Below are 23,986 nucleotides of genomic sequence, written 5' to 3' on the forward strand. Positions count from 1 at the left end.
ATTTTTCAAAATTTTGCCGCAGTCAGGCAGACAAATTTAAAAAAAGCATAAAAAAATCATGAATTAAAGTTAAAACCTCCTATTCAGGATTTTTCCTGAAAGTTATCCAGAAACCCGAACTGTCTTTTTTCAGGCTGTAATCACTTATCCCTGCGCAGGCAAGGGCTTTATGGTAACTCTCAGGATTATGATCACCAGGAGGAAATTTTCTCCCTTCAGTTTTCCCCTTAAATTCACGGCGTCTTTTAATCTCACCGGGTTTTGACTTAACCGCCGCTGCAAGTTCAGGAGTCCCGAACCCGCCGCCGATATATGCCCATCCCCCGGGACGAAGAATTCTGTTTATCTCGGAAAAGGCCGCTGTTTTGTCTTTCCAGAAGAACATCGACCCGCGGCTTACTGCAAGGTCAAAAGAGTCGTCAGGAAACGGAATCACCTCGACATTGCCCGTAACAGCAAAGACCCTGTCTGAAAGACCTGCCTCAATGATGTTTTTCATTGCAACAGCCGACATAGAAGAAGACAAATCAAAACTTAAAACAGAGAAAAATGTTTTTCTGGCCACTGCTATTGCAAGAGAACCCGGACCGCTTCCGAGGTCAACGCAAAGCCCTTCATTCAGACCTGTTTTCTCCACAATCTGTCCGGCTATCACAGGGTACACCATTTCATAATCTGTCTTTGCTATCCTGTCGAATTTTTCGGCTGCCTCTTTATCGAACAATACCCCACTTCCTTAGATCAGGGTTCAATAAGGGATGAAAGTTCATCGTCAGTAAGGTTATAATGATAAAAAACCGAGTAGAACTCCTTTGCACGGCTTTCAAACCATTCATCAGTAAATATTTCAGGGTACATAATATGTGCCGTCCACGGAATACCGACAATACGGTTTACACCCGGCGGGCGGTCAAACCAGTTGTACGGATAACGCGGGGTCAGATAAACTCTTCCCGACTTGACAGCATCCGTATCATTCCACGCAACATCCCCGAATACGTTTTCGTAGAATTCAGAACTCGTAGTAATTATGACCGACGGGTTCCATTTCAAAACTGACTCCTTTGTTACTTCGGTCATTCCCCGCCCCGACTCTATCTCGCAGTCGGCAACGTTCACTCCTCCCCCAATATCTATAAGCTGTGAATGAAATGAACCGCCGGGGTCTGTTTGCAGTCCGTTGGAACCCTCTGCGTAGTAAACACGCACCCTGTCACCGTCCGGAATACCGGCAACTTTTTCCCGGACTTCACCAAGCACTTTTTTGTAGTAGGCAATCTCTGTATCGGCCACTTCAGGCACACCCAAAACATCACCCATAAACCTGAGACCTTTGTCATACTCCGTGGCATTGCGTGCATCAGGCATACTTACGACAGGAATTGTCCCTAGTTTCTCCTGTACATTTTCAACAGAGGAAATGTCACTTCCTTCAACATACATCACGAACACTATATCCGGGTCCATCATGATGTACTGTTCATAGTTCATCGAATCCTTCCACCCTACAAGAGGGATGTCCCTGTATTCCTCAGGAATATATTTCATACCCTCGTCAGAGAGAGACAACTGCCAGCCGCAGAGTTTGTCAGGCGCAAGCATGTAGACATACGTGGAAGGCGGAGGAGAAGTACACAAAACCTTGGAAATGTTTACAGGAATTGTAACTTCCCTTCCGGCCAGATCGGTAATTGTTCTTGTCAACGAAGTTTCATTTGCCAGATTATTGCCATAAGAACTGTAAACAGTTCCGTTGGACCCGGTAACTCCGGTGCCTGAATAGTCCAGTCCATCAACTTCAGTTTGCGAATTGCCGGTGGAAAAAAGATCCGAAGAACCGGAATCTCCCAACCATGCTGCACCGCAACAGATTATTCCCACCCCGAAAACCGCAAGGAGGATTAAGTAAGTACTTCTTTCTTTCATAGAGTAACACCAGAACAAACCACTTTAAATCAATGTTTTTTACTTAACAAAGTAGTGCAATTCAATACATTCTTATTGAAAACATTTGAAAAAAAGCCTTTCGAAATTCATTTTGAGACAAACAAATTCAAAAATAAAATGTTTAAAAAAAATCAGGATTTTTATCTCTTTTAAACGAGAAATTACCCTGAAACAAAGCCGTCTTCAAGCCAGTATTCAATCACTTCCCCTGTCCCGGTTATAAAAAACTGCACCCCAAGCGCCACGAGCAAAAGGCCCATAACACGTGCAATAATTTTAAGCCCGTTGTCGCCTACAAATTTTCGGATCTGGTCTGAGAAATAAAACACAATCCCCATAATGACAACTGCAACAAGTATGAGACCTATCATAATAAAGAGCGTCTCAGGTGTCTTAACCATATTTCCGTAAAGAATTACAGTCGTAAGAGTTCCCGGTCCGACAATTAAAGGGACACCCAGCGGCACGATAACATCCGAGATTTTGGACTTGGCGCTTTTAATATCGTAGCTTCTCCAGTTGCTGTCAGAGTCGCGGGTGGTACAGCATACCGGAATATCGGTTTTTTCGGCTACCATCTTGAAGCCGTAAAACGCAACTATCAGACCACCTGCAATTCTGAAAGCAGGAATTGAAATTGAGAATATCTCAAGGATATACTTGCCTATAAAAAAGGCGACCACAATTATTCCGAATACAGCCTCGGATAATACGATTGCAACTCCGCGCCTTACCCTTGAAGAGCATTCTGATGTATCCTTAAGAAATTCAGGTATCTTGTTGAAAGGATTTACAAGAGCCATAAGGGCAAAGAAAAATGTCAGGTATGTCCCGGCAGGTGCGGAGGAGAGGATAAGTTCGTTCATTCTGATATCGCCTGAAAGAGTCTCTTTCTACAACATGGATTTGCAGTATAAGAATAGATCATTTATAATACTTCTAACTTGCCAACGTTGCATTCACAGGAAGAAAAAGAAATCCGAAAAGGAAGAAATAGAGAGAAATTTCCTATAGCCATCGCAGGGCATGAATTCAAAAAAGGTATATTCTTATTCATTTAAGCTTTTTTTCAGCCTGAAAAAATTATAGGGCTACAGAACAAAGAGGTGCCGCATAAAATAACAGCTTTGAATCCGTATTTTCGCCGGACTAAATGCGCGGGTTTTCCTGAAAATCCTTCTGCCACCATATTTTGTCCTGAAAGGAGGTGTTTTTTAACAGGTAAACCCCGTTTTCGTACACCAGCCTCATTTCAAGATAATTTTTTAGAATATCAAACTGAAAACTCTCCTTTAGCATAAGACTGTAACCTACATCCGAAACGGCTTCGTCAACGCTTTTGTATCTGGTTACATGCTCTTCTTTTGTAACCTCGACGTTTGCATAAATTCCCATCTGACCTAAAAGGTTGTAGATTATGTTGGGGCACCTTTTACACGGAATCTTTTCGTTAAAAAGAGAACCCCATATCTCCCTGTAGTTGCGCCTCCATGAAGAGAGCATATCAGAAAACCAGAAAATATAGACATATTTTGAAGAGACTTCGTTCATCTTTGAAAGTGCTTCCCTTAAATCAGGAACACCCAGTGAATATGACGCAAAGACGATGTCATACGGGCCGGATAGGTCTTTTAGGGGCACGACGTCCTCCCATTTTTTCATTACCACGTCTATGTTTTTTATACCCCGGCTTTTTATGTTTCCGTACAGGCAGTCTGTCATACCCGGTGACGGCTCAACCGCTGTTACATGTTCGACAAGACTGCTGAGAGGGACTGCCAGGCTTCCAGGTCCTGCACCGATATCCAAAACCCTTGAATGAGGGTTTATGTCCATCGCCTTAATTCTTGCTGCTGAACCCTTGTAATTATCCTTTTTTACAAAGCTGTCGAATTTTCTGCATTTGTCGGGGTTAGTCCACCTGTCGGAACAACCTGAAGGGTCTTTTTTGTTGTCAGGCCCGGGGTTGTTCCATGCATAATTCCAGTCTATGCTATAAATATCAGTCATAATTTCGCTGTTTTTAATTAAAACCTACCTGTTGTGCCTGAATACCGCAAAAGCCACGAATATGCCTGCTATGATTCCGAACACAGGAGCAGGAGATTTCGTAGGTGAAGTCTGTTCCGTGCTCTCAGGTGCAGGAGAAGTTGAAACGGCAGTCTGTGCAACTGATGAATTTGCACCAGAGCCGAAAGGCTCTGCATAAATCATAAGGTCAGAAAGCTCATCGTCAGTCAGGTCGTAATGGTAGAACAACGAATAATATTCTTTTACGCGTTCACCCACATCGTAGTCGAAAACATCCGGATAGAACATATTGCCAAGCCATATCATCGACAAAAGGCGGTTAACAGAAGGTGGTCCTCCCATCCAGCTGTAAGGGCCGTATGGCGCTTCATATACGTCCCCGTCACGCACAGCCCTCAGTGACTGCCAGTCGGAACTATTTATGATAGTGTTGTAATACTCATGATCCTGGCTGTAGGAAACGATAACATAGTCAGGATCGGTCTTAAAAATGTCTTCCAGGGTATATTCGTCTCCATATCCGCTTGAAGCGACGGATTCAGGCCCAAGATTATCTGACAGATAGTCTATTACTTCGGAATGATAGGAGCCTTTGCCGATGAGATTTACAGAATTTCCGTCAACTTTGGTTACATAGATAATGCTCTTCCTGTTGTCGCCGACCTTGTTCATTCCTTTGTCGAACTCTTCGAGGAGGTCTGCCGTATAGTTGGAAAGCTTCTCCCCCTGCTCTTCCCTTGAAAGAAGTTCTCCTAAAACCTTATACGACCTTGGGATATCGGAAAGGTTGTTCTGCGTTACAAATGCAAAAGTAACACCTGTCTGACCCTGGATTTTGTCAAGATCCTCTTTTATGCCATTCTTTGACTGACCAAGATCCAGAACTACGTCTATACCCAGGTCTTTGTTCATCTCCATTATCTCTTCGGGGTTCATCGTGGACTTCGCACCGTAGAACTGACCTGTAACCGGAAGGGCCGCAACACGCGGATCTATATATTTCAGCTGTGAATCTGAAAACTTCCCCGAAATACTTACAAAGAGGTCAGGATCAACCGAATACAGGACAATCTGTGCCAGCGGTCCTGACGGCGATACGGCGGTAATGTTTACCGGAAGGATAACCTCTCTTCCGGCGTCGTCAACGAATGTCCGCGTCTCTTCAGCCGCACATATTCCGCAGAAAAGCGAAGCAAGAATAAACACGAGAAGAAGCATCCGTCTGGAAAACTCAAAGCTCATATAAGAGATGTTTTCTTTTTTGTAATATATAAGCGATCATTTTTAGATTTTTGTTAAGATTATTACATTAACACAGATATATGGTTCTTCTATCATAATATGATGACTAAAAATCGAAAATTCTACAGGATTTCATTATTCAATGCCGCATTTCAGGACATTATTCTAACAACCTTAAATATACAGAATACCTGTCCCTTATACAAAAAGCTGATTATGAAATATACAGAAGTCTTTTTTATATTTTGAATGGGAGGCGTTAATCATTAAATGAAAAAATCATCATTTTCTACACAACATTCTCTCTTATAGCACTGCTGGTGATGTGTTCCGGCTGCACCCAGGGTTATTTTGAATCCACAGACACTGTACTGATGAAACTGGACGCAAATGCAGACCACTTGGATGCACCAGGAAACGCGGAAAAGTCCATAAATATTTTACAGGAGCTGCAGACAAAAGAAGAGAAAATACCCAGGGAAATGTATCTTGGTTCTGCATCCGAATCACCTGACGGAAATATCACCGCAGTTCTGACAGAAGGCAGTTACAACACTATGCAGCAGCCTGTAATAATTGCAGAACTCCCGCAAAAATGGAATTTACTCATGGAAGAAGTAAATAACCATCCTGATATCTCAGGTACAGATAAAATCCTTTATACTGATGACATAGGTTTTCTACTTGGAAAATATCGCTCACTTCCTGACGGCGGGCAAAAAATCGTGACTGAAAAAACTGACGCCGCCAATAACATAGTCTGGGATACGACAATTGCATCATCAGACAACACGGTTTACAAATATGGTGACATTATAGGAATATCTGAAAATTCAGTTGAAGGGTATGACATTATATACCACGACCATGAGAATGCATAATCGTATAACAAAATTTCAAAGACTGCAAAATATGTTAAAAATAAAAAAATACTATATTTTCGGGGAAATGAAATTCACCTTTGCACCGGTAGAATAAATTCTCTGGAACTGGGCACCGGTCATAATTTTTCTGGCCTTGGGGATATCGGTTATAACAAATCCGGAGAGGTCGTTGACACCGTAGTCGAAAAGCTGTGGTGCAAGGGGAGTCCCGGGTCCCACAACCGTGACTTTCTGTGCGTTTTCGGACAGTTCAAGCAGGTGCGGGAAGCTCTTGTCGTTTATGCTTGCACAGGTAAGAAACGCAAAGTCGCACCCGGGAAGAAGATACTCGCATGCAGTATACGGGTAATCGCCTACGCCGGGGTCCCACTCGACAATGCTCAAATCACATATCGGCTCGAAAAGGCCTTCCAGGAACGGGAAATGACCAACTACACAGACCTTTTTTCCTTTAACGTCGTTCTGCGAGTTGATGAAAGGGTCTTTCAGTCTTCCTTCGACACGCTTCTGCGGCAGAATTTCAACACCGTTTTTTTCTGCGTTTTCAGGACTGTTGTACCATGCCGTAATAGCGGCGCCCCCGGCCGAGGCCTCTATGAAATTCCAGGACTTCACAAGTTTTGCAACTTCATTTAAGGGTTTTCCCTCCTTGTCTTCGGTAGACTGCGGCGCACGCTGCCAGTAAGCCCTGTAAGGCGAAATCCCGGCACCCTTACCACTTCTTACAAACGCATGCTCGGTCCCTATCATAATGTCGTCAACAAAGACGTCGTCAGGAATTCCCTCTATCATCGCATCATAAACTTCCCATGTACTCAAATTTTACACCCTCATATATTTTAAATTCCAATTCAGCAAGATTTTTCTTTTTTCAACCCGGCCAGGATATTTCGCAGGAAACTGATTTTGAATAACAAGAGGCTTTTTCAGCCTCACCTGTTTATCATCGAGTCAATCATCCCTGAGGAGATTATATCACCGTGGCGCAGGCTGTTTCTCAGGGACAATAGAATGTTGTCCAGTTTTTCGATTTGAATAAGATTTTTTCTCTCATCATCAGTCGTAACAATAACCTTTGCTATGCCACCGTTTCTGATAACAATTCTTTTGTCGGCAAAAAGCGCCAGAAGAGGGTCGTGGGTCGACATCAAAATCACCTTTTCGTTTCCGGAAAGAAGTTTTATGGCCTCACGGCGGTCAATTCCTGCGTTTTCAATCTCGTCGATAAGAATTACCGGCGATGCACTCATAAGAGCGGTATCGGCAATCATAAGTGCACGTGACTGGCCTCCGGAAAGCTGGGTGACTTTCGTGTCAGGAGTGAACTTTTCGCCGGCAAGAGAGTTTGCGCACTCAAAACACTTTTTTACGACACCATCAACATCAGTCACGAGGCGGCTTTTTGCATGCATCTCCAAAAATTCCCTGACTGTTAAGTCCATTACAAAGTTCATGGTCTGGGAAAGCTGTGCGACAAGTTTTACACCCGTATCAAACCTTTGGCTTTCGTCAGGGACGTTTCCGTTGATGAGAATCTTTCTTTTTGTCGGCGTATCCTCCTGGGCCATGCACTCGATGTCTTCCAGAAGCCTGCTTTTTCCGGAGCCTGTAGGCCCGACGATACTTATTATCTCACCGGGCTTTATCGTAAGGCTTAAATTTTCGGCTTCCCCGGACTTGTTCTGACCGCCGATTATTGTAATGGATGATATAACAAATGCTCCCGATTTCGAATCAGGACTGAAAGAATCGAGAAATGTGCATAAGTTCAGCACAATACTCTCGCTGTCAAGCCCGAACTCCTCAAGCATATCAGGGTCTACATCCAAAAGAGCGTCAGAAAATGCCTTTGAAAGGTCAATTTCATTGAGCCTGTGGTTTGCAAGGTAGTCTGATACAAGAGGATACTTCTCTATAAGGGCTTTGAGGGTCATCCCTGTGACTTCATCAGAAAAACCGTAGGCACTCATTCGTCAAACTCCATTCTTTTCAGCATCCCCATCTGGTAATAGTCGCCGATACGGGTTTCACCCGTGCAGTACGAGCAGATGGCAGCAGGCATTGTAAACCTCAAAGTCCTGTCCTTTAACGTGTTGATATCGGTAGCCTCGCCGAAATGCTTTGCAAGAATAAATGTTCCCTGCCCTGTTATCCCGTTTATGAAGATTATCTTTGCCTGCGAATTTACCTCCTTGATGTTGAATGCGAACACCTCACGCTCGGCCTGAGAGACGATGTCACCCTTCGTAACTACGACAATATCAGCGTATTTAAGCATAGGGCCTATTTTTCTCGGTGTATTGACTCCCGAGAGGTTGTCAATTACGCACACTGAAAGAATCCCCTTTATGTAAGGTGAACACCGGTTGCAAAGACCGGCGCTCTCGGTTATCATAAGAGACAGTCCTTTTCTCTTCCCCCATGAAACCGCGTCTTCAATATTACTAACAAAGAAATGATCAGGACAGATTTTTCCCGCAAACCCGGTCTGAACGGGAATTTTATTTTCGCCGTATCTTATGTGATCAAATGATGTCAGGGAATCGAACTTGACAACACCTACTTTTCCTTCAGGCAGCCCGAGCGCAGAAATTGTCTTTATAATTACTGATGTTTTGCCGGATGACGGCGGCCCGGCAACTGTTACTAGCTTCATGTTTAATATTAAGATCTAATTGAGGTCTTAAAAATCATAATATTTGCTGAATCTTCCTTTTAAATCAACAACATCTGTTTAACAAAAAACGACCGCGGAAAATGCACAGGAAGTCTTGCGATAAAGCTGAAAAGCACTGCAACTGTTCATACTCCCGTTTTCAACCCCTTTCCTAACTGACGCCTGAAAACTTCCAGGAAATTAAAACGCAACATCATCCTAACCGTCACGCGGGATGCAGATCTTATGGTGACGCATGGTATTCTCGTAATCTTCAATATTTACTTCCACACCATATACCTTTTTTATCAGGCCGGCAGTCATTACATCTTCAGGCCTGCCGTCCGCGATAACCTTTCCGTCGTAAATCATCAGGACGCGGTTTGCATACAAAAAGGCATGATCCGGGTTGTGAGTCGACAATATCACAATATATCCTCCCCCTGCAAGGCCGACGATTCTTTTCATGACCCTGGACTGGTTTCCGTAGTCAAGGTTTGCTGTAGGTTCATCCATAATGAGAATTTTTGCATTCTGGACTAGAGCACGTGCAATAAGCGCAAGCTGTCGTTCACCGCCGGAGATTTCACCGTAACCGGCGTTTTTAAGATGAGCTATACCAAGACTTTTCATGGCCTCGCAGGCCTTGTCTATATGCTCCTGTTTTGGTTCTGAAATAATACTTATCTGGTTCGTAAGCCCCATCAGGACGACGTCAAGGACAGTGAAATTAAACACAGGATATGTCGACTGCGGTATGTAAGCCACCTTTTTCGCTATCTGCCTGTGATCAAGAGTCTTTATGTCTGCATCATCCAGGTAAACAGAACCCGAATAGTCTTTCAAAAAACCGAGGATGCACCGAAACATCGTGCTTTTGCCGACACCGTTCGGGCCGAGAACTGCGAGGAGATCGCCCTCCTTTGCGGAAAATGAAACGTCGGACAAGACCTTCCTGGACTTTTTCCGGTACGAAAACGTCAGGTCTTTCACCTCAAGCGTCATGAACGCCTGCCTCCCGTAATCAGAAGATACGCGAATATAGGTCCTCCGATAAAGGAAGTAAGAATTCCGAGCGGAACCTCGATTGAAGCCATAGTTCTTGCAAAGTCGTCAACCAGAAGAAGAAAACCCCCCCCCATAAAAATTGCGGCAGGAATAATCCTCCTGTAGTCGTAACCGAAGACCATTCTGCAGAAATGCGGTATTACAAGTCCTACCCACCCGATAATCCCGGAAATGGACACAGAGACAGCTGTTATAAGTGTCGCACAGGCAATAACGACAATTCGCAGGAGGGTCGTGTTAATTCCCATGCTCTTCGCCTCGTCCTCGCCGACTGTAAGGACGTTGAGCCTCCACCGGAGAAGAATCAGGGGTATAAGCCCTGCAATTATTATAGGTCCTGCATAAAATATGTCGTTCATCGTGACCGCTGAAAGGCTTCCCATGAGCCAGTAGGTTATCGCGGGGAGCTGGTCGGTGGTGTCCGCCGTAAGCTTTATGTAGGAAAGGGACGCTGAAAACAGACTTCCGACAAGAATTCCCGCAAGTACCATGCTCAATGTGGGCGATCCTCTTGCAAGCCTGCTCACGCAGTATGCAACACCAACGGCTGTCATTCCGCCCACAAAGGCAAAGAGAGTTACGGCACTGCTTCCAAGGTAAAGATATATTGCAAGGGCCGCCCCGAAACCTGCACCGGCCGAAGCTCCCAGTATATCAGGAGATACCAGGGGGTTTTGGAACATTCCCTGATAGGCTGCACCTGCCGTTGAAAGTGCAGCACCAACAAGGATTGCGGCAAGAATTCTCGGGAGCCGGATACCGCACACAACGCTGTTCATCGCGTAGTCCCACGTGTGCTCAAAAGGGGATATATTTACTAAAGAAAGGATGTTTGACGAAAGAATCTTTACAACGTCGTCTATACATATCGAAAAACGCCCTATGCAAAGAGAAATAAGGGCACAGGCAAAAACAGCGACAAAAAGAATTACAAATCTCAACCTGTAATCAGGAAGTGTCCTTTCGGTTGCTTCAGGAATATTCATAAAATGCCATAAAAAATTGTATTGTGGATTAAATAACTCAATATGTTAACTAAATGTTGCTAACACACGCTGAATTTCCATACCACACTTTGGATTACTCAGATTTGAATTTGAAATTAAGACAGACCCATTTTATCCAGCTTATTACAGTAGAAGCCCTTCTCCTGCATGTCACCATGCTGTAATTACTGTAATTATCTTTGATTATTTGCGCCACGGATTCTCTTGTAACTTTCTTTAAATCATAGCCGCACTCTTTCAGAAGCATTGCAGCAGAACGAAAAACCGGTTTTCTCATCAGCTGTACCAGTAATATTTTGTTGCGGTACCTCCTCAAAGGGTAATTTTTAACCTCGTTTCCAAGCCTTGTTAAAAGGAAAAAACTTTTATAATGAGGGTCCCTCTCCAAAAAGTCCAGGTAAATTGCAGCATTTGCATAATACTCACCCTGCCGCCCGTTAAATTTGAACTGTTCTGAGATCTGTTCACTTGTTTTCCACTTTTCATCAAAAGAGACCACCATGTCAAGTATTTTATCCAGGTCGTTTGCCTGTGGAAAGGGAACTTTTACCGGATTATGCGGCCTTTCTTCTATATATAGGAGCATTTCACTAAGATCGACAGGAAGTTCTGATCCTAAGAAGAATGATGTTGTATGGCGTTTTTTTGTAATGGCGCCATTCTGAGCTGTTCCGGAATTCTTTTTTTGCACGGGATTCACCCCTCTATACCCGGCCAGACCTGGACAGTTTCACTAATTTTGTCGCCCCCTTAAACAGGTGATTGATCTATAATCGATTCCATATCAAATAATTCATTTCCGGGTATTGCAGTTACCGGATGTATATTTTTTCAGGGATATTCTTTTTTTAATAATAACCGGCTTAACTATTATAACGATTTTTAGAGACAGATTTTTTTAGTACATGTAATTCATTGGAATTTGATCTGCAAATCCGTAAAATGCCTTTTTCTTGCTATAACGGATCCTGTTAATCAAATAATGTTAATGTTTAATTTTAAATAAATGATCATAATTAAGTAAAAGAATTATCAAAAAGAGATCCTGCGAAGTGGCTCCTCACTGACAGCCTGGTCCACTTCTGTGCAGCCGGCCTTAAAGCCGGAGGGGAAAACATGAATTTTCTGGAAAAAAAGCCTTTAAACAATAGCGATAGCGCTGTATCGCCGGTTGTCGGCGTGATGCTGATGCTTGTCGTCACCATCATTATTGCAGCGGTTGTAAGCGGGTTTGCCGGAGGTCTTGTCGGGGGGACTGACCAGAAGGCGCCGCTTCTTACAATGGATGTAAAGATTTCGAACACGGGCACTTATATAGGGAGCGGATTTTCGGCGACCGTTACAAGTGTAAGCGATCCTATCCGGACAAAGGATATAAAAATAGCGACATCCTGGAAAGTTACCGGTGACACGGGAAGTGTTACAGCAGGAGGGAGCACTGCATCACCGTTTGTTTCAAACGTAAAAAGCCCTGAGATAACATCAGAAGATAAGTCAACTGATCTTATTGAAAGTTGTGCTCCCTATGGATTTGGTCCGGGCGTGAACTCTTCTTCAGGTGCACAGGATTTGGTTAATCCATTCGACAAGCCCGGACAGCAGTTCGGGAATTATTCCCTTGTACAGGGAACGGGTCTTACTGCATACGCTTACGGAAGCAACTCAGAGAAAGCTGTAGGAGCTTCTCCAAAACATAGTGACACGGGCGGATACGGGGTAGTGACTGACTACACCTACACGAGAGGCGGCTCTTATAAAGACAGTGCTACTGATGCTGCAACTGCTGTCCTGGGTAACGGATGGGAGAAGTTAAGGACAGGTGACACTGTGAACGTCAAGGTCATTCATATACCGACCGGAAAAGTGATATTCGAAAAGAATGTCGCGGTTACGGAGGGCTGATTTTATGAAAACAAATGACACAGCAGTCTCACCTGTCGTAGGCGTCATGATGATGCTTGTTGTCACAATTATCATTGCGGCGGTTGTTTCCGCATTTGCGGGAAGTTCCATGAACAGCCAGCAGAAAGCTTCCCAGGCAACAATACAGGGAACTTTCAGCATAGGTTCAGGGATGGAGATTACGCATATGGGCGGAGATGCACTTGCAACAAACGATTTGGTCTTTACTGTAAGAAACAGCCCGGTATTCGGACCAAATCTTGAACAGGTGACTGCGCAGACTCTCGACAAAACCACTATCTACGACGGACGGGGACGTCCTCTTGATTACGGTGACGGGAGCACAAACGCTACATCGTTTAAATCCGGCGATACCCTGTATATCAACGCATCTTCCATAAAGTGCGATCTTTTGCAGCCCATTGTTGTGCCCGACGATTATACATCTAAACATGGCAGCGACGGCTACACATATTCAGGTGAAAAACAGGAGCGTTGGGCGCTGTGCTTCAAAAACAACGACAATATAGGAAACACCTTCTACCTTGATGTAAGCGACAAGAGCGGAAACCTCATCTGCAGAAGCGAGGTCACGATAACTGCGTGATGACAGGGAGAAAAGGAAATGATAATGAAAAATGATTCTGCGGTCTCTCCTGTTGTGGGTGTTATGCTGATGCTTGTTGTCACAATAATCATTGCAACAGTAGTCAGCGGATTTGCAGGGGGTCTTGTTGCATCAGGCAGCCAGAAGTCCCCCGCTCTTTCCATGGACGTTAAGATAACAAATTCAGGTACATGGACAGGAAGCGGTTTTTCTGCGGTTGTAACCGGAGTAAGTGAGCCGATTCAGACGAGCGACCTTAAGATAGTAACGTCCTGGAAGACAAAAATGAAGTACAATTACGGCACTGCAAACGAGGAACTGGAGCAAATTAAAAACGGGACAATCATTACCGGCGGGAATACTTCTGCCGGTCGTGTGGCAAATGTTAATGTGATTGAGCCTCTTTCAGCCTCATCGGGACTGAATGTCGCAAGCATAGCACCGTACGGTTCCGGACTTGCGACTGTCCCGGGAGAACCGGCGGTTTCAGGAAATGCACTGACACAGTACAAGGTACCGGAGTGGCAGTTTGGAAACTACACACTCACAACAGGCGTAAGCATGAGTGCAAAGCCTTACGGAGAACTGAAAGACGGTACAGGTAAAGCGTATACAAGCGGCTACGGGGTAAAATCTCCATTTGCATACACTTCTGACAGCAGGGATTATACCGACCCCATGCAGGCAGTTCTTGGATACGGGTGGGAAGAGCTCAGGTCTGGAGATACAGTCTCTGTAAAGGTAGTCTTTGTACCTACCGGAAAAACGGTCTTTTCAAAGGACATCCCGGTAACGGAGGGCTAATCATGGCATATAAATCAAATGACAATGCAGTCTCTCCTGTTGTCGGTGTTATGCTGATGCTTGTCGTGACAATTATCATTGCAGCGGTTGTCTCCGCTTTTTCAGGCGGACTTACCAGCGGACAGACAAAGGCTCCTCAGGCAAATATCAAAGGAACATTCAGCATATCCGAAGGGATGACCATCTCACATGCAGGCGGAGATTCTCTTGCGACAAAAGACATCATATTCACGATTCGTGATGGCTCTACATTCGGGCCGAATCTTGAATCATCAACGGCACAGACACTTGATATGACCACGATAAAAGTGAATACGCCTGACAGGGGTGAAGGACCTATGAGAACTATAGATGGTGCCTTTTATATGACATCTTTCAACTCAGGTGATACGGTAACAATTGATCCTGAAGACTGTACGTGCAATATAATGCAGCCTAATGTTGCGCCTACTGATTTTGAAGAAAATGTCGGTGAAGACAACTATACTTACAAAGGAAACCAGACGGCTTCATGGGCTTACTGTATCAGAAATCAGGACAGTATCGGAAAAAAATTCATCCTTGAAGTAAGTGACACGGGTGGCCACCTGATTTCAAAGACTGATGTTCTGGTAACGGCATGAGTGCTAATTTTCAAGGAGGGTTAAATATTGAAGATTTCAACAAAGGGAAAACCTGTTTTCAGGCACAGAACTGGCAAAAATGATGAATCTGCTGTGTCTCCTGTCGTAGGTGTTATGCTTATGCTTGTCGTGACAATCATCATTGCAGCAGTAGTCAGCGGGTTTGCCGGAGGGCTTATTGAAAACGGGGGACACAAGACGCCGTCACTTGCAATGGACGTTCAGATAACAAATTCCGGTAATTACAGAGGAAGTGAATTTGCAGCAACTGTTACCGGGGTGAGTGAACCGATCAGTACATCAGATATAAAGATTGTCACTTCCTGGACAACGAAGGTAAAAAAGAACAGCTACATACTTGGAAATGGCATATCCATCTACGTACTTGTTGATGGTATATATAAGAAAATTCCAGAAGGGAGTGCAATGAAAGGTAAGGGCTGTACCCTCGGCCTGCCGCTTGGGACTGTATATCATGGCGGTGCTGAATGTATTCCGGGTGTTTCAAATTCATATACACATAAAACTGCAATGAGCGTTGCTCCATATGGCTTTGGCCCCGGGGTAACTAATACAACTACATCTGATATTGCACCAAGTATGGCTTATGATACAAGCGGTCCGACTATTCCAATGTATAACTGGCAGTTTTTTTCAGTAACCCATTTTGGAAACTACAGTCTCGAGCAGGGAACTGTCATGCTTGCTGAAGCAGCCGGACGATGTATTTATTATCCAAGAACTGGTGGAGATCCTGATGATTTTATAGGGGGCGGTTATGGCACTTTATCTAAAGGCAAGTTAACTCACCCATATATGTACCAGAGTGATAAGAGAACTTATACATTATATACCGGCAATGAAACGGTGCCAGTTGATATTATTGCCGACGGGGGAGAGGTCGACGGTATGCAGGCAGTTCTTGGCTGCGGATGGGAAAACCTCCGGGGAGGAGATGTCGTAAACGTAAAAGTTGTGTATACTCCTTCCGGGAAAACGATCTTCGATCAGGATGTGGTGGTGAGCTATTCATGAAGGGGAACACTATGAATATCAGAGACAATAATGCCGTTTCACCTGTTGTCGGTGTGATGATGATGCTCGTCGTAACGATTATCATCGCCGCGGTCGTATCGGCGTTCGGCTCAGGGATGGCCGACAGCCAGTCAGAGGCTCTGCAGGCAAAGATTGGAGCAACATTCAGTGTTTCAGGAGGTATGACAATCACTCACGATGGAGGAGACGCTATACCTCTTGATGATCTGGTGTTAATAACAAGCAATGGGAACGGTTTCGGTCCCAACGCAGAGAAAGTCACAACACAAAAAATTGATTTGACTTTAATTACCGATAAAGACGGCAACCAGGTCTTCTCAACAAACAGCGTAGGTGGCAAATCGTCCTTTAACCCCGGTGACACTCTCTATATCACTCCATACAATTGTACCTGCAGCCTTCTGCAGTATTCTGTTTCCGCACCTTTGTTTGATGATATACATGGTTCAAAATGCGGTGCTCCCTGGGACTGGGAGAATAATCCAACTACGTACGAGGGGACTAACTGTGATGCCTTATGGATGCTCTGCTTCAGGAACCCGGACAATGTTGGCAAAGTCTTTACATTCAAAGCAAGTGACAGGAACGGAAACATAATCTCGAAATGCGATGTGAAGATTACGTCATAGAAAGAAATCTGATGAAAAATCAAAAAAACAGGAAAATGCTGAATATTCTGCTGCATAAAGGCAATCTGACAAAAATTTATTGCAGATTATATTTTTATGCAGTTTTCATAATTTCCGCCCGTACCTGTTTTGTTCATATGTTCAACCAAAAGATGAGGATAATTTAATTCACAAAAATACCCGCAGGATTAGTGATGATATTCAAAATAAAAAAAGAATACACTTATTTTTGTTTTTTTCTACTTTTTCTTTTGATTCTGGTTTTACCCGTATGTGCAGAAAACAACAGCGGCACAACACTCTCTGCTGACCCGATAACTTCAACCGGTTCAAACGTCACACCAGAAGACCTCTTCAAAGACCTCATATCAGATGCAAACACCTCGGTAACGATATTCTACAGCAGCCGGTGCAGTTCATGCGTAAGAGTTCTTCCCGGCCTGGAGAACCTTTCGGACAGATACCCTGAAATTAAGGTCCGGTATTACGACCTTTACAACTCGACCGAAAACCTGACCCTTCTTTATGAGTTAGGGGCGCAATATCACATGCACTATGTCTCTTACCCGATTCTTTTTACAGGTGACACGGTAGTTTTGTCCGGAATGGCTCCCATAACTGAAAACTCGGAATCCGTATTTGAAGCACTTGACAAAGGACTTATTCCGGACATTGAATATGAAAAAAGGTGGATAGAAGAAGACGAATACAAAGATTCAGCTGATCTTAGAAGTGACATCCCGGCGGGAATTATTCTTGTCGCATCTGCAGGACTTCTGGACGGAATAAATCCGTGTGCATTTGCAGTCCTTATTTTTCTTTTGATCTCCCTTATGGCAACAGACTCAGGGAAAAAAGTTCTTATCTCAGGACTTTTCTATACTTTTGCTGTTTTCCTTTTTTACACCCTGGCAGGACTCGGGATAATGAGTATTGTAAATCTTTCAGGTCTGTCGTTTTATTTCTCAATACTTGCCGGAATTATTGCTATAACGGCCGGTCTTGTAAACATCATCGATTCGTTGCGAAATGACCCCCGGTCATCCTTATCGATACCGGCATCTTCAAAAGGAATTATAGGAAAATTCGTTAAAAGGGCAACATTACCCTCTTCATTTATCCTAGGAATAATAGTCGGGATGTTCGAACTCCCGTGTACAGGAGGCATATACCTCGCCATAATCAGTCTTTTGTCATCGGAGATGACCTTTTCTGAAGGAGTCCCCTATCTTATTCTGTATAACATATTTTTCGTAATGCCGCTTTTGCTGATAACCTTTGCAGTTTTCCTCGGGCTTTCGCCGAAATTCGTGGACTCTGCAAGACTAAGATACAGGGGCAAAGTAAGACTTATTATGGGAATTGTTCTGATTGCAATAGGAATATTTGTAGTGTGGTGGCAGATCTGAAAATACAGCTTTTTTCAGGAAGCTGGTTAATTACGGTTAGATAACTAATCAGATAAACGATTTATTAATTCAATAATCTTCTTATAATCACTTTTTAACTCAAAAACAGATGAACTTTTTCGTGAATATTTTTGATGGATCTACCCGGGCATATGTCATTTTTTTACCTTAGTATATATAGTTAAATTAGTTATGTTAATATTAAATACTAAATAAATGATCATAGTTAAGTATAATAATTATCAAAAACTACCCTGCGGAGTGGCTCCTCACAGACAGTCTGGTCCACTTCTGTGCAGCCGGCCCTAAAGCCGGAGGGGAAAACATGAATCTTCTGAAAATAAAACCTTTAAAAGATAGCGATAGCGCTGTATCGCCGGTTGTCGGCGTGATGCTGATGCTTGTCGTCACCATCATAATTGCAGCGGTTGTAAGCGGATTTGCCGGAGGTCTTGTAGACGGGACCGACCAGAACGCACCGCTTCTTACAATGGACGTAAAAATTTCAAATACGGGCTCTTACATAGGAAGCGGATTTTCGGCGACCGTTACAAGTGTCAGTGATCCTATTCCGACAAAGGATATAAAAATAGCGACATCATGGAAAATTACCGATGATTCCGGAGATGTAACACCAGGAGGGAGCACAACAACACCTCTTGTTACAAACGTAAGATGTCCCAGACTAAACTACAGCTGTGCTCCATACGGGTATGGCCCGGGTGTAATTTCCTCTTCTGATGAACAATACCTGACAAAAGCATACAAAAACCTTAACCAGCACTTTGGAAACTATTCACTTGTACAGGGAACAGGTCTCATTGCATACCCGTACGGCAGTTACCAGGAAGACGCAATCGGTTCATCTGTAGGCATGAGCGACACCGGCGGTTATGGTGTCGTTACCGGCTATACGTACAGTAACGGTGGTTTGTACTGGAGAAATGCTGATGCTGCACAGTCTGTTCTCGGAACAGGGTGGGAGGCCCTGAGAGTCGGGGATACCGTGAATGTCAAGGTAATCCACATTCCTACAGGAAAAGTCATATTTGAAAAAAATGTTGCAGTAACGGAGGGCTAATAATGTCATTAAAACCGGATGACAATGCAGTCTCACCTGTCGTGGGAGTTATGATGATGCTTGTAGTTACAATCATCATAGCGGCGGTAGTTTCAGCTTTTGCAGGCAGTTCGATGGACAGTCACCAGAAAGCTCCCCAGGCAACAATCCAGGGGTCTTTCAGCATAAGCTCGGGAATGGAGATCACCCACATGGGCGGTGATGCACTTGCAATAAACGATTTGGTCTTTACTGTAAGGAACAGCCCGGTATTCGGACCTAACCTTGAACAGGCAACAGCACAGGTACTTGACAAAACAATAATCACCGACAGCCAGGGAAGACTTCTCGATTACGGTGACGGGAGTACAAACGTTACTTCGTTTAAATCGGGCGATACCCTGTATATTAATGCTTCTTCAATCAGGTGCGACCTGCTCCAGCCTGTTGTCGTACCTGACGATTATACAGACAAACTTGGAAGTGACGGCTACAGCTATACCAGTGACGGCAAATACCAGAACCACTGGGCTTTATGCTTTAAAAACAACGACAATATCGGAAACAACTTTTATCTTGATGTAAGCGACAAGAGCGGGAACCTCATATGCAGAAGTGAGGTTACAATCACTGCATAAATGCGGGTGATAAACAAATGAGAAAATTTAATGATAACGCCGTATCTCCCGTTGTCGGTGTAATGCTGATGCTTGTCGTGACGATTATAATTGCAACCGTTGTGAGCGGATTTGCCGGCGGCCTTGTCGCGGGCGGCTGCCAGAAGTCTCCGGCACTTGCAATGGACGTTAAAATAACAAATTCAGGCACATGGGTAAACAGCGGTTTTTCCGCAACTGTGACGGGAGTAAGCGACCCTGTCAGGACAAGTGATCTCAAAATCGTCACATCATGGAAGAAAAATGATATTACAGGCGGAAATGCGTCTATAGGAAACGTCTTAAATGTTTTTGAGCCGTCTGTGGCTTCATCCGGCCTGAATGTGGCAAGTATAGCACCATACGGTTTTGGAATGGCGTCAGTCCCGGGAGAACCGGGAATTTCCGGAAGTGCACTGACACCTGGCAAAGTACCTGAACGACAATTCGGGAACTACACGCTTTCAAACGGAGTGAGTATGAGTGCACAGCCGTTCGGCGGCAGAAATGACGGGACAGGAGACTGTTATAACGATAGTTTTGGTAACCTGTGCGGCTATGGTGTGGTGTCAGATTATTTATACACGGATTTTGACAGCGAAAATTACATAGACCCGATGCAGGCCGTACTCGGCTGCGGCTGGGAAAAACTCAGGGCGGGAGACACGGTTTCCGTAAAAGTCGTTTTCGTGCCGAGCGGGAAGACAATATTCTCAAAGGACGTCACTGTCCTGGAGGGCTGATTATGAGAGAAAACAACTATGCGGTCTCTCCTGTTGTAGGCGTCATGCTGATGCTCGTCGTTACAATCATCATTGCAGCGGTCGTCTCCGCTTTTTCAGGAGGACTTATGGAAGGGCAGAGTAAGGCCCCGCAGGCAAACATCAGGGGAACTTTCAGTATATCAGAAGGCATGACTATCACCCATGCAGGAGGGGATTCCCTTCCTACAAAGAACCTTATATTCACAATCAGGGACGGCCCCACATTCGGCCCGAATCTCGAATCTACAACAGCAGAGGCACTTGATCTCTCCAAAACCTACGTAAGTACCGATAGAGGCAAAGGCCCTGTAGTGACAAAACAGGGGACATACTTTATGGTCTCCTTCAACCCCGGGAACATAATAACCGTTGAACCGAAGTACTGCACATGCAACGTTTCCCAGCCCAATGTCGCCCCGACGGACTTTGAGGACAATATCGGGGAGGACGGCTACACATACAACGGGACACAGACCGTAGCCTGGGCGCACTGCATAAGAAACCAGGACAGCATTGGCAAGAGCTTCATCCTGGAAGTGAGTGATACGGAAGGTCACCTGATCTCAAAGAGCGACGTACTGGTAACGGCATGACCTATGGAGGATTTATTATGAAAAATGAGAATTATTCTGCAGTCTCTCCTGTTGTAGGCGTCATGCTGATGCTTGTCGTAACGATTATCATCGCGGCTATTGTAAGCGGGTTCGCAGGAGGACTAATAGAGAGCGACAGCCAGAAGGCCCCTTCTCTTAGTATGGATGTAAGTATAACGAATTCCGGCACTTACAGGGACAGCGGATTCCACGCAAAAGTAACAGGGGTCAGCGAGCCTATTCCGACAAGTGACCTGAAAATTATCACCTCGTGGACGACCACCGTAAAAACAAATACGTATATTGACGTGCTGCATAAGGACGACGCAACGCAATGGGAGGAAGTCGATGGTGCCGGCTGCGTCCTCGGGCTGCCGCTCGGCACAATCTATCACGGCGGTGCTGAAGTACTTCCGGGTGTCTCCAACACCCGCACTGACAGAACCTACACGAACGGAGGTGGTGTTGCACCATTCGGATCGGGTACCGGCGTTGAGGGGTCGGTTCCTGTCACAAAGTGGAGTTCCTATCAAAAAACAGCATATTTCGGGAACTATGCCCTGGAACAGGGGACTGTCCTGACAGCCGAGCCTATCGGTGAATGTAAGGCAAACGATCCTGTGGTCGGGGGTTATCCGGGTAAAGGAAAAATTGGAGGTGCATTTTTTTATGGCGGTTATGGCACAAATGTAATGTCTGAAGACAGGCAGTTAATTACCAGTTTATTCCACTACCAGTCGGATGGTAAAATCAACGACCCCTGGAGCAGGTACGTGTATAATGTATATACCGGGGACAAGACCACTCCCGCTGACATCATTGCCGACGGCGGACAGGTCGACAATACCCAGGCAGTGCTTGGATGCGGGTGGGAGAACCTGCGGACAGGGGATACTGTAAACGTTAAGGTTATCTATATCCCGAGCGGGAAGACAATCTTTGACAAGGACGTGACGGTGAGCGCATGAAAGGAGCAAAAATCGATGCGGTCTCACCAGTTGTCGGTGTGATGCTCATGCTTGTGGTTACGATAATAATAGCTGCTGTAGTCTCGGCATTTGCCGGAGGTCTGGCGCATACCCAGTCAAAGGCCCCGCAGGCAACAATAAGTGCAACATTCAGCGTCTCGCAGGGCATGACAATCACCCATTGCGGAGGGGAGGCGATACCTCTTGACAGTCTCGTCTTCACAACCCAGAACGGAGACGGCTTCGGGCCGAACACAGAATCGCTTACCACAGAGGAAATCAACAGGAGCATAATCTCCGACAAAAACGGGGACCTGGTGTTCCTGAACAATTCCGGCGGAAAGTCCTCGTTTAACCCCGGAGACACCCTCTACATTTCAGCCTATAACTGCACGGCCCCGATTCTTCAGCCTGACGTGGGATTATCAATACGTGGCTGGGACTGGAAGAAAAAGCCTACTTATTACAAGTGTAAAGGCGGCGGCTATACCTGCTATGCATCTCTTTGGTCTCTCTGCTACCGCAACCCGAATAATGTTGGCAAGACCTTTATCCTCCAGACCGGTGACAGGTCGGGAAACACAATCTCGACGTGCGGGGTGAAGATTACGTCATAGAAAAATAAGATGTAAAGTCAAAAAAAACAGGAAAAGGCTAAAACTATCTGCTGCATAAAAAGAATCCGACAGAAAATTGCCAGGATTTCCTTTTTTATACAGCTTTGATAATTCAAAGCCTGTACCCGTTTTATTCATATGTTTCTGCCAAAAATGATCAAAATCCAATCCGTTAAGACAACAATTAGAATTATTTAAGATGCTCTCCAAAATAAAAAAAGAATATACTTTTTTTTGCAGATTTTGCCTATTTATACTGTTTTTTTCATACCTGGTTTTTCCTGTATGCGCAGAAGACAAAAACGTCGCAATGAATTTTTCCGGCCCGGCGGTCTTTGCCGGTTCAAACGTCACACCAGAAGACCTCTTCAAAGACCTCATACCAGATGCAAACACTACAGTGACAGTATTTTACAGCAGCCGGTGCAGTTCATGCGTAAGAGTTCTTCCCGGCCTGGAGAACCTTTCGGACAGATACCCTGAAATTAAGGTCCGGTATTACGACCTTTACAACTCGACCGAAAACCTGACCCTTCTTTATGAGTTCGGGGCGCAATATCACATGCACTATGTCTCTTACCCGATTCTTTTTACAGGTGACACGGTAGTTTTGTCCGGAATGGCTCCCATAACTGAAAACTCGGAATCCGTATTTGAAGCACTTGACAAAGGACTTATTCCGGACATTGAATATGAAAAAAGGTGGATAGAAGAAGACAAATACGAAAATTCAACTGATCTTAGAAGTGACATCCCGGCGGGAATTATTCTTGTCGCATCTGCAGGACTTATTGACGGAATAAATCCGTGTGCATTTGCAGTCCTTGTCTTCCTGATTATATCCCTTCTATCATCAGGTCATGGAAAAAAAGTTCTTTTCTCAGGACTTTTCTACACACTGGCGGTATTTGTCTTCTATTTTTTTGCAGGACTTGGAATAATGAACTTTGTCAGGTTTACAGGCTACTCCTACATATTTTCACTGTTTGCGGGAATTGTCGCAATCACGGCCGGACTTATAAACATCCTCGATTCACTGAAAAAAGACACACGGGCATCTTTATCGATACCCGCATCTTCAAAAGGGATCATAGGGAAGTTCATTAATAAGGCAACATTACCTTCATCTTTTTTACTGGGAATAATTGTCGGAATGTTTGAACTCCCGTGTACGGGCGGCATATACCTTGCAATAATCAGCCTTTTGTCATCGGAAATGACCTTTACTGAAGGTGTCCCTTATCTTCTTTTATACAATCTATTCTTCGTTATGCCTCTGCTCATGATAACCTTTGCAGTAGGATTCGGACTTTCACCGAAATTCGTGGACTCTGCAAGACTCAGGTACAGGAACAAAATAAGATTTGCAATGGGAATCGCCCTGATATTAATAGGAATATTTGTAGTCTGGTGGCAGATATGAGATAATTTTTTTTAAATATTCCGGAAGCTTACTATTCTAA

The 23,986-nt window shown here is 44.5% G+C and carries 26 protein-coding genes; 15 read left to right on the forward strand and 11 right to left on the reverse strand.

Annotation, left to right across the window (positions count from 1 at the left end; genetic code table 11):
- Positions 1 to 79: 79 nt before the first annotated feature.
- The 5 genes from J2128_RS09825 to J2128_RS09845 form a co-directional block, all read right to left on the reverse strand.
- Positions 80 to 724 (reverse strand): class I SAM-dependent methyltransferase, encoded by a 645-nt coding sequence (locus J2128_RS09825; RefSeq protein WP_209691086.1) that lies wholly within the window; start codon positions 722 to 724, stop codon positions 80 to 82.
- Positions 725 to 741: 17 nt separating this feature from the next.
- Entirely contained in the window at positions 742 to 1,926 is a 1,185-nt protein-coding gene (locus J2128_RS09830) for an ABC transporter substrate-binding protein (RefSeq protein WP_209691088.1), read from the reverse strand.
- A gap of 182 nt (positions 1,927 to 2,108) precedes the next feature.
- Positions 2,109 to 2,813 carry a MarC family protein gene (locus J2128_RS09835; RefSeq protein ID WP_209691089.1) on the reverse strand — a complete coding sequence of 235 codons (705 nt, stop codon included), beginning with the start codon at positions 2,811 to 2,813 and terminating at the stop codon, positions 2,109 to 2,111.
- A 283-nt stretch (positions 2,814 to 3,096) separates the two neighbouring features.
- Entirely contained in the window at positions 3,097 to 3,957 is an 861-nt protein-coding gene (locus J2128_RS09840; RefSeq protein WP_209691091.1) for a class I SAM-dependent methyltransferase, read from the reverse strand.
- A 24-nt stretch (positions 3,958 to 3,981) separates the two neighbouring features.
- Positions 3,982 to 5,220 carry an ABC transporter substrate-binding protein gene (locus J2128_RS09845; RefSeq protein WP_209691093.1) on the reverse strand — a complete coding sequence of 413 codons (1,239 nt, stop codon included), beginning with the start codon at positions 5,218 to 5,220 and terminating at the stop codon, positions 3,982 to 3,984.
- Between the two features lie 323 nt (positions 5,221 to 5,543).
- Here J2128_RS09845 and J2128_RS09850 point away from each other — a divergent pair, with 323 nt between their 5' ends.
- Positions 5,544 to 6,101, forward strand: coding sequence for a hypothetical protein (locus tag J2128_RS09850; protein WP_209691095.1), 558 nt, complete (start codon positions 5,544 to 5,546; stop codon positions 6,099 to 6,101).
- Between the two features lie 51 nt (positions 6,102 to 6,152).
- On the opposite strand, the gene J2128_RS09855 is transcribed toward J2128_RS09850, so the two are convergent.
- The 6 genes from J2128_RS09855 to J2128_RS09880 form a co-directional block, all read right to left on the reverse strand.
- A complete protein-coding gene (locus tag J2128_RS09855) occupies positions 6,153 to 6,923 on the reverse strand; it encodes a DUF364 domain-containing protein (RefSeq protein ID WP_209691097.1) in 771 nt (256 codons plus the stop codon).
- A gap of 113 nt (positions 6,924 to 7,036) precedes the next feature.
- Positions 7,037 to 8,074 (reverse strand): ATP-binding cassette domain-containing protein, encoded by a 1,038-nt coding sequence (locus J2128_RS09860; RefSeq protein ID WP_209691099.1) that lies wholly within the window; start codon positions 8,072 to 8,074, stop codon positions 7,037 to 7,039.
- On the reverse strand, positions 8,071 to 8,760 hold the full coding sequence (locus J2128_RS09865; protein ID WP_209691100.1) for a GTP-binding protein: 690 nt from the start codon (positions 8,758 to 8,760) through the stop codon (positions 8,071 to 8,073). The genes J2128_RS09860 and J2128_RS09865 overlap by 4 nt, the downstream gene beginning before the upstream one ends.
- Before the next feature lie 219 nt (positions 8,761 to 8,979).
- Positions 8,980 to 9,765 (reverse strand): ABC transporter ATP-binding protein, encoded by a 786-nt coding sequence (locus J2128_RS09870; RefSeq protein ID WP_209691102.1) that lies wholly within the window; start codon positions 9,763 to 9,765, stop codon positions 8,980 to 8,982.
- Positions 9,762 to 10,814 (reverse strand): iron ABC transporter permease, encoded by a 1,053-nt coding sequence (locus tag J2128_RS09875; RefSeq protein ID WP_209691104.1) that lies wholly within the window; start codon positions 10,812 to 10,814, stop codon positions 9,762 to 9,764. The genes J2128_RS09870 and J2128_RS09875 overlap by 4 nt, the downstream gene beginning before the upstream one ends.
- 94 nt (positions 10,815 to 10,908) lie before the next feature.
- Positions 10,909 to 11,526: a hypothetical protein gene (locus J2128_RS09880; protein WP_209691105.1), complete on the reverse strand. Its 618-nt coding sequence runs from the start codon at positions 11,524 to 11,526 to the stop codon at positions 10,909 to 10,911.
- A 425-nt stretch (positions 11,527 to 11,951) separates the two neighbouring features.
- On the opposite strand from J2128_RS09880, the gene J2128_RS09885 reads away from it, so the two are divergent.
- From J2128_RS09885 to J2128_RS09950, 14 genes are all read left to right on the forward strand, one after another.
- The gene (locus tag J2128_RS09885; protein WP_209691107.1) at positions 11,952 to 12,737 is read left to right on the forward strand and encodes a type IV pilin; all 786 of its coding nucleotides are present in this window, start codon (positions 11,952 to 11,954) and stop codon (positions 12,735 to 12,737) included.
- A 4-nt stretch (positions 12,738 to 12,741) separates the two neighbouring features.
- Complete coding sequence (locus tag J2128_RS09890) at positions 12,742 to 13,344, forward strand: type IV pilin N-terminal domain-containing protein (protein ID WP_209691109.1); 603 nt, start codon at positions 12,742 to 12,744, stop codon at positions 13,342 to 13,344.
- Positions 13,345 to 13,362: 18 nt separating this feature from the next.
- Positions 13,363 to 14,148 (forward strand): type IV pilin N-terminal domain-containing protein, encoded by a 786-nt coding sequence (locus J2128_RS09895; RefSeq protein ID WP_209691110.1) that lies wholly within the window; start codon positions 13,363 to 13,365, stop codon positions 14,146 to 14,148.
- Positions 14,149 to 14,150: 2 nt separating this feature from the next.
- Entirely contained in the window at positions 14,151 to 14,771 is a 621-nt protein-coding gene (locus J2128_RS09900) for a type IV pilin N-terminal domain-containing protein (protein ID WP_209691112.1), read from the forward strand.
- Between the two features lie 27 nt (positions 14,772 to 14,798).
- Positions 14,799 to 15,806 (forward strand): type IV pilin, encoded by a 1,008-nt coding sequence (locus J2128_RS09905; protein WP_245323603.1) that lies wholly within the window; start codon positions 14,799 to 14,801, stop codon positions 15,804 to 15,806.
- An 11-nt stretch (positions 15,807 to 15,817) separates the two neighbouring features.
- Entirely contained in the window at positions 15,818 to 16,456 is a 639-nt protein-coding gene (locus J2128_RS09910) for a type IV pilin (RefSeq protein WP_245323606.1), read from the forward strand.
- A 251-nt stretch (positions 16,457 to 16,707) separates the two neighbouring features.
- Entirely contained in the window at positions 16,708 to 17,865 is a 1,158-nt protein-coding gene (locus tag J2128_RS09915) for a cytochrome c biogenesis protein (RefSeq protein WP_209691116.1), read from the forward strand.
- Between the two features lie 325 nt (positions 17,866 to 18,190).
- Positions 18,191 to 18,946, forward strand: a complete 756-nt coding sequence (locus tag J2128_RS09920; protein WP_209691118.1) for a type IV pilin — start codon at positions 18,191 to 18,193, stop codon at positions 18,944 to 18,946.
- A gap of 2 nt (positions 18,947 to 18,948) precedes the next feature.
- Complete coding sequence (locus J2128_RS09925) at positions 18,949 to 19,563, forward strand: type IV pilin (RefSeq protein ID WP_209691120.1); 615 nt, start codon at positions 18,949 to 18,951, stop codon at positions 19,561 to 19,563.
- Positions 19,564 to 19,580: 17 nt separating this feature from the next.
- Positions 19,581 to 20,324 (forward strand): type IV pilin, encoded by a 744-nt coding sequence (locus J2128_RS09930; protein WP_209691122.1) that lies wholly within the window; start codon positions 19,581 to 19,583, stop codon positions 20,322 to 20,324.
- A 2-nt stretch (positions 20,325 to 20,326) separates the two neighbouring features.
- Positions 20,327 to 20,938, forward strand: coding sequence for a type IV pilin N-terminal domain-containing protein (locus J2128_RS09935; RefSeq protein ID WP_209691124.1), 612 nt, complete (start codon positions 20,327 to 20,329; stop codon positions 20,936 to 20,938).
- Between the two features lie 17 nt (positions 20,939 to 20,955).
- Entirely contained in the window at positions 20,956 to 21,906 is a 951-nt protein-coding gene (locus J2128_RS09940) for a type IV pilin N-terminal domain-containing protein (protein ID WP_209691126.1), read from the forward strand.
- The gene (locus tag J2128_RS09945) at positions 21,903 to 22,523 is read left to right on the forward strand and encodes a type IV pilin N-terminal domain-containing protein (protein ID WP_209691127.1); all 621 of its coding nucleotides are present in this window, start codon (positions 21,903 to 21,905) and stop codon (positions 22,521 to 22,523) included. Before J2128_RS09940 ends, J2128_RS09945 begins: the two co-directional genes overlap by 4 nt.
- A 310-nt stretch (positions 22,524 to 22,833) precedes the next feature.
- Positions 22,834 to 23,946, forward strand: a complete 1,113-nt coding sequence (locus tag J2128_RS09950) for a cytochrome c biogenesis protein (protein WP_209691130.1) — start codon at positions 22,834 to 22,836, stop codon at positions 23,944 to 23,946.
- The last annotated feature ends 40 nt before the right edge of the window (positions 23,947 to 23,986 follow it).

Origin of the sequence: Methanomicrobium sp. W14, assembly GCF_017875315.1 — an archaeon.
Classification (GTDB): Archaea; Halobacteriota; Methanomicrobia; order Methanomicrobiales; family Methanomicrobiaceae; genus Methanomicrobium.

Excerpts from the sequence above, each read along its gene's own strand:
- J2128_RS09830 (WP_209691088.1), bottom strand. The coding sequence starts at position 1,926 with ATGAAAGAAAGAAGTACTTACTTAATCCTCCTTGCGGTTTTCGGGGTG.
- J2128_RS09835 (WP_209691089.1), bottom strand. The coding sequence starts at position 2,813 with ATGAACGAACTTATCCTCTCCTCCGCACCTGCCGGGACATACCTGACA.
- J2128_RS09840 (WP_209691091.1), bottom strand. The coding sequence starts at position 3,957 with ATGACTGATATTTATAGCATAGACTGGAATTATGCATGGAACAACCCC.
- J2128_RS09845 (WP_209691093.1), bottom strand. The coding sequence starts at position 5,220 with ATGAGCTTTGAGTTTTCCAGACGGATGCTTCTTCTCGTGTTTATTCTT.
- J2128_RS09850 (WP_209691095.1), top strand. The coding sequence starts at position 5,544 with ATGTGTTCCGGCTGCACCCAGGGTTATTTTGAATCCACAGACACTGTA.
- J2128_RS09860 (WP_209691099.1), bottom strand. The coding sequence starts at position 8,074 with ATGAGTGCCTACGGTTTTTCTGATGAAGTCACAGGGATGACCCTCAAA.
- J2128_RS09865 (WP_209691100.1), bottom strand. The coding sequence starts at position 8,760 with ATGAAGCTAGTAACAGTTGCCGGGCCGCCGTCATCCGGCAAAACATCA.
- J2128_RS09870 (WP_209691102.1), bottom strand. The coding sequence starts at position 9,765 with ATGACGCTTGAGGTGAAAGACCTGACGTTTTCGTACCGGAAAAAGTCC.
- J2128_RS09875 (WP_209691104.1), bottom strand. The coding sequence starts at position 10,814 with ATGAATATTCCTGAAGCAACCGAAAGGACACTTCCTGATTACAGGTTG.
- J2128_RS09885 (WP_209691107.1), top strand. The coding sequence starts at position 11,952 with ATGAATTTTCTGGAAAAAAAGCCTTTAAACAATAGCGATAGCGCTGTA.
- J2128_RS09890 (WP_209691109.1), top strand. The coding sequence starts at position 12,742 with ATGAAAACAAATGACACAGCAGTCTCACCTGTCGTAGGCGTCATGATG.
- J2128_RS09895 (WP_209691110.1), top strand. The coding sequence starts at position 13,363 with ATGATAATGAAAAATGATTCTGCGGTCTCTCCTGTTGTGGGTGTTATG.
- J2128_RS09900 (WP_209691112.1), top strand. The coding sequence starts at position 14,151 with ATGGCATATAAATCAAATGACAATGCAGTCTCTCCTGTTGTCGGTGTT.
- J2128_RS09910 (WP_245323606.1), top strand. The coding sequence starts at position 15,818 with ATGAATATCAGAGACAATAATGCCGTTTCACCTGTTGTCGGTGTGATG.
- J2128_RS09920 (WP_209691118.1), top strand. The coding sequence starts at position 18,191 with ATGAATCTTCTGAAAATAAAACCTTTAAAAGATAGCGATAGCGCTGTA.
- J2128_RS09925 (WP_209691120.1), top strand. The coding sequence starts at position 18,949 with ATGTCATTAAAACCGGATGACAATGCAGTCTCACCTGTCGTGGGAGTT.
- J2128_RS09930 (WP_209691122.1), top strand. The coding sequence starts at position 19,581 with ATGAGAAAATTTAATGATAACGCCGTATCTCCCGTTGTCGGTGTAATG.
- J2128_RS09935 (WP_209691124.1), top strand. The coding sequence starts at position 20,327 with ATGAGAGAAAACAACTATGCGGTCTCTCCTGTTGTAGGCGTCATGCTG.
- J2128_RS09940 (WP_209691126.1), top strand. The coding sequence starts at position 20,956 with ATGAAAAATGAGAATTATTCTGCAGTCTCTCCTGTTGTAGGCGTCATG.
- J2128_RS09945 (WP_209691127.1), top strand. The coding sequence starts at position 21,903 with ATGAAAGGAGCAAAAATCGATGCGGTCTCACCAGTTGTCGGTGTGATG.
- J2128_RS09950 (WP_209691130.1), top strand. The coding sequence starts at position 22,834 with ATGAATTTTTCCGGCCCGGCGGTCTTTGCCGGTTCAAACGTCACACCA.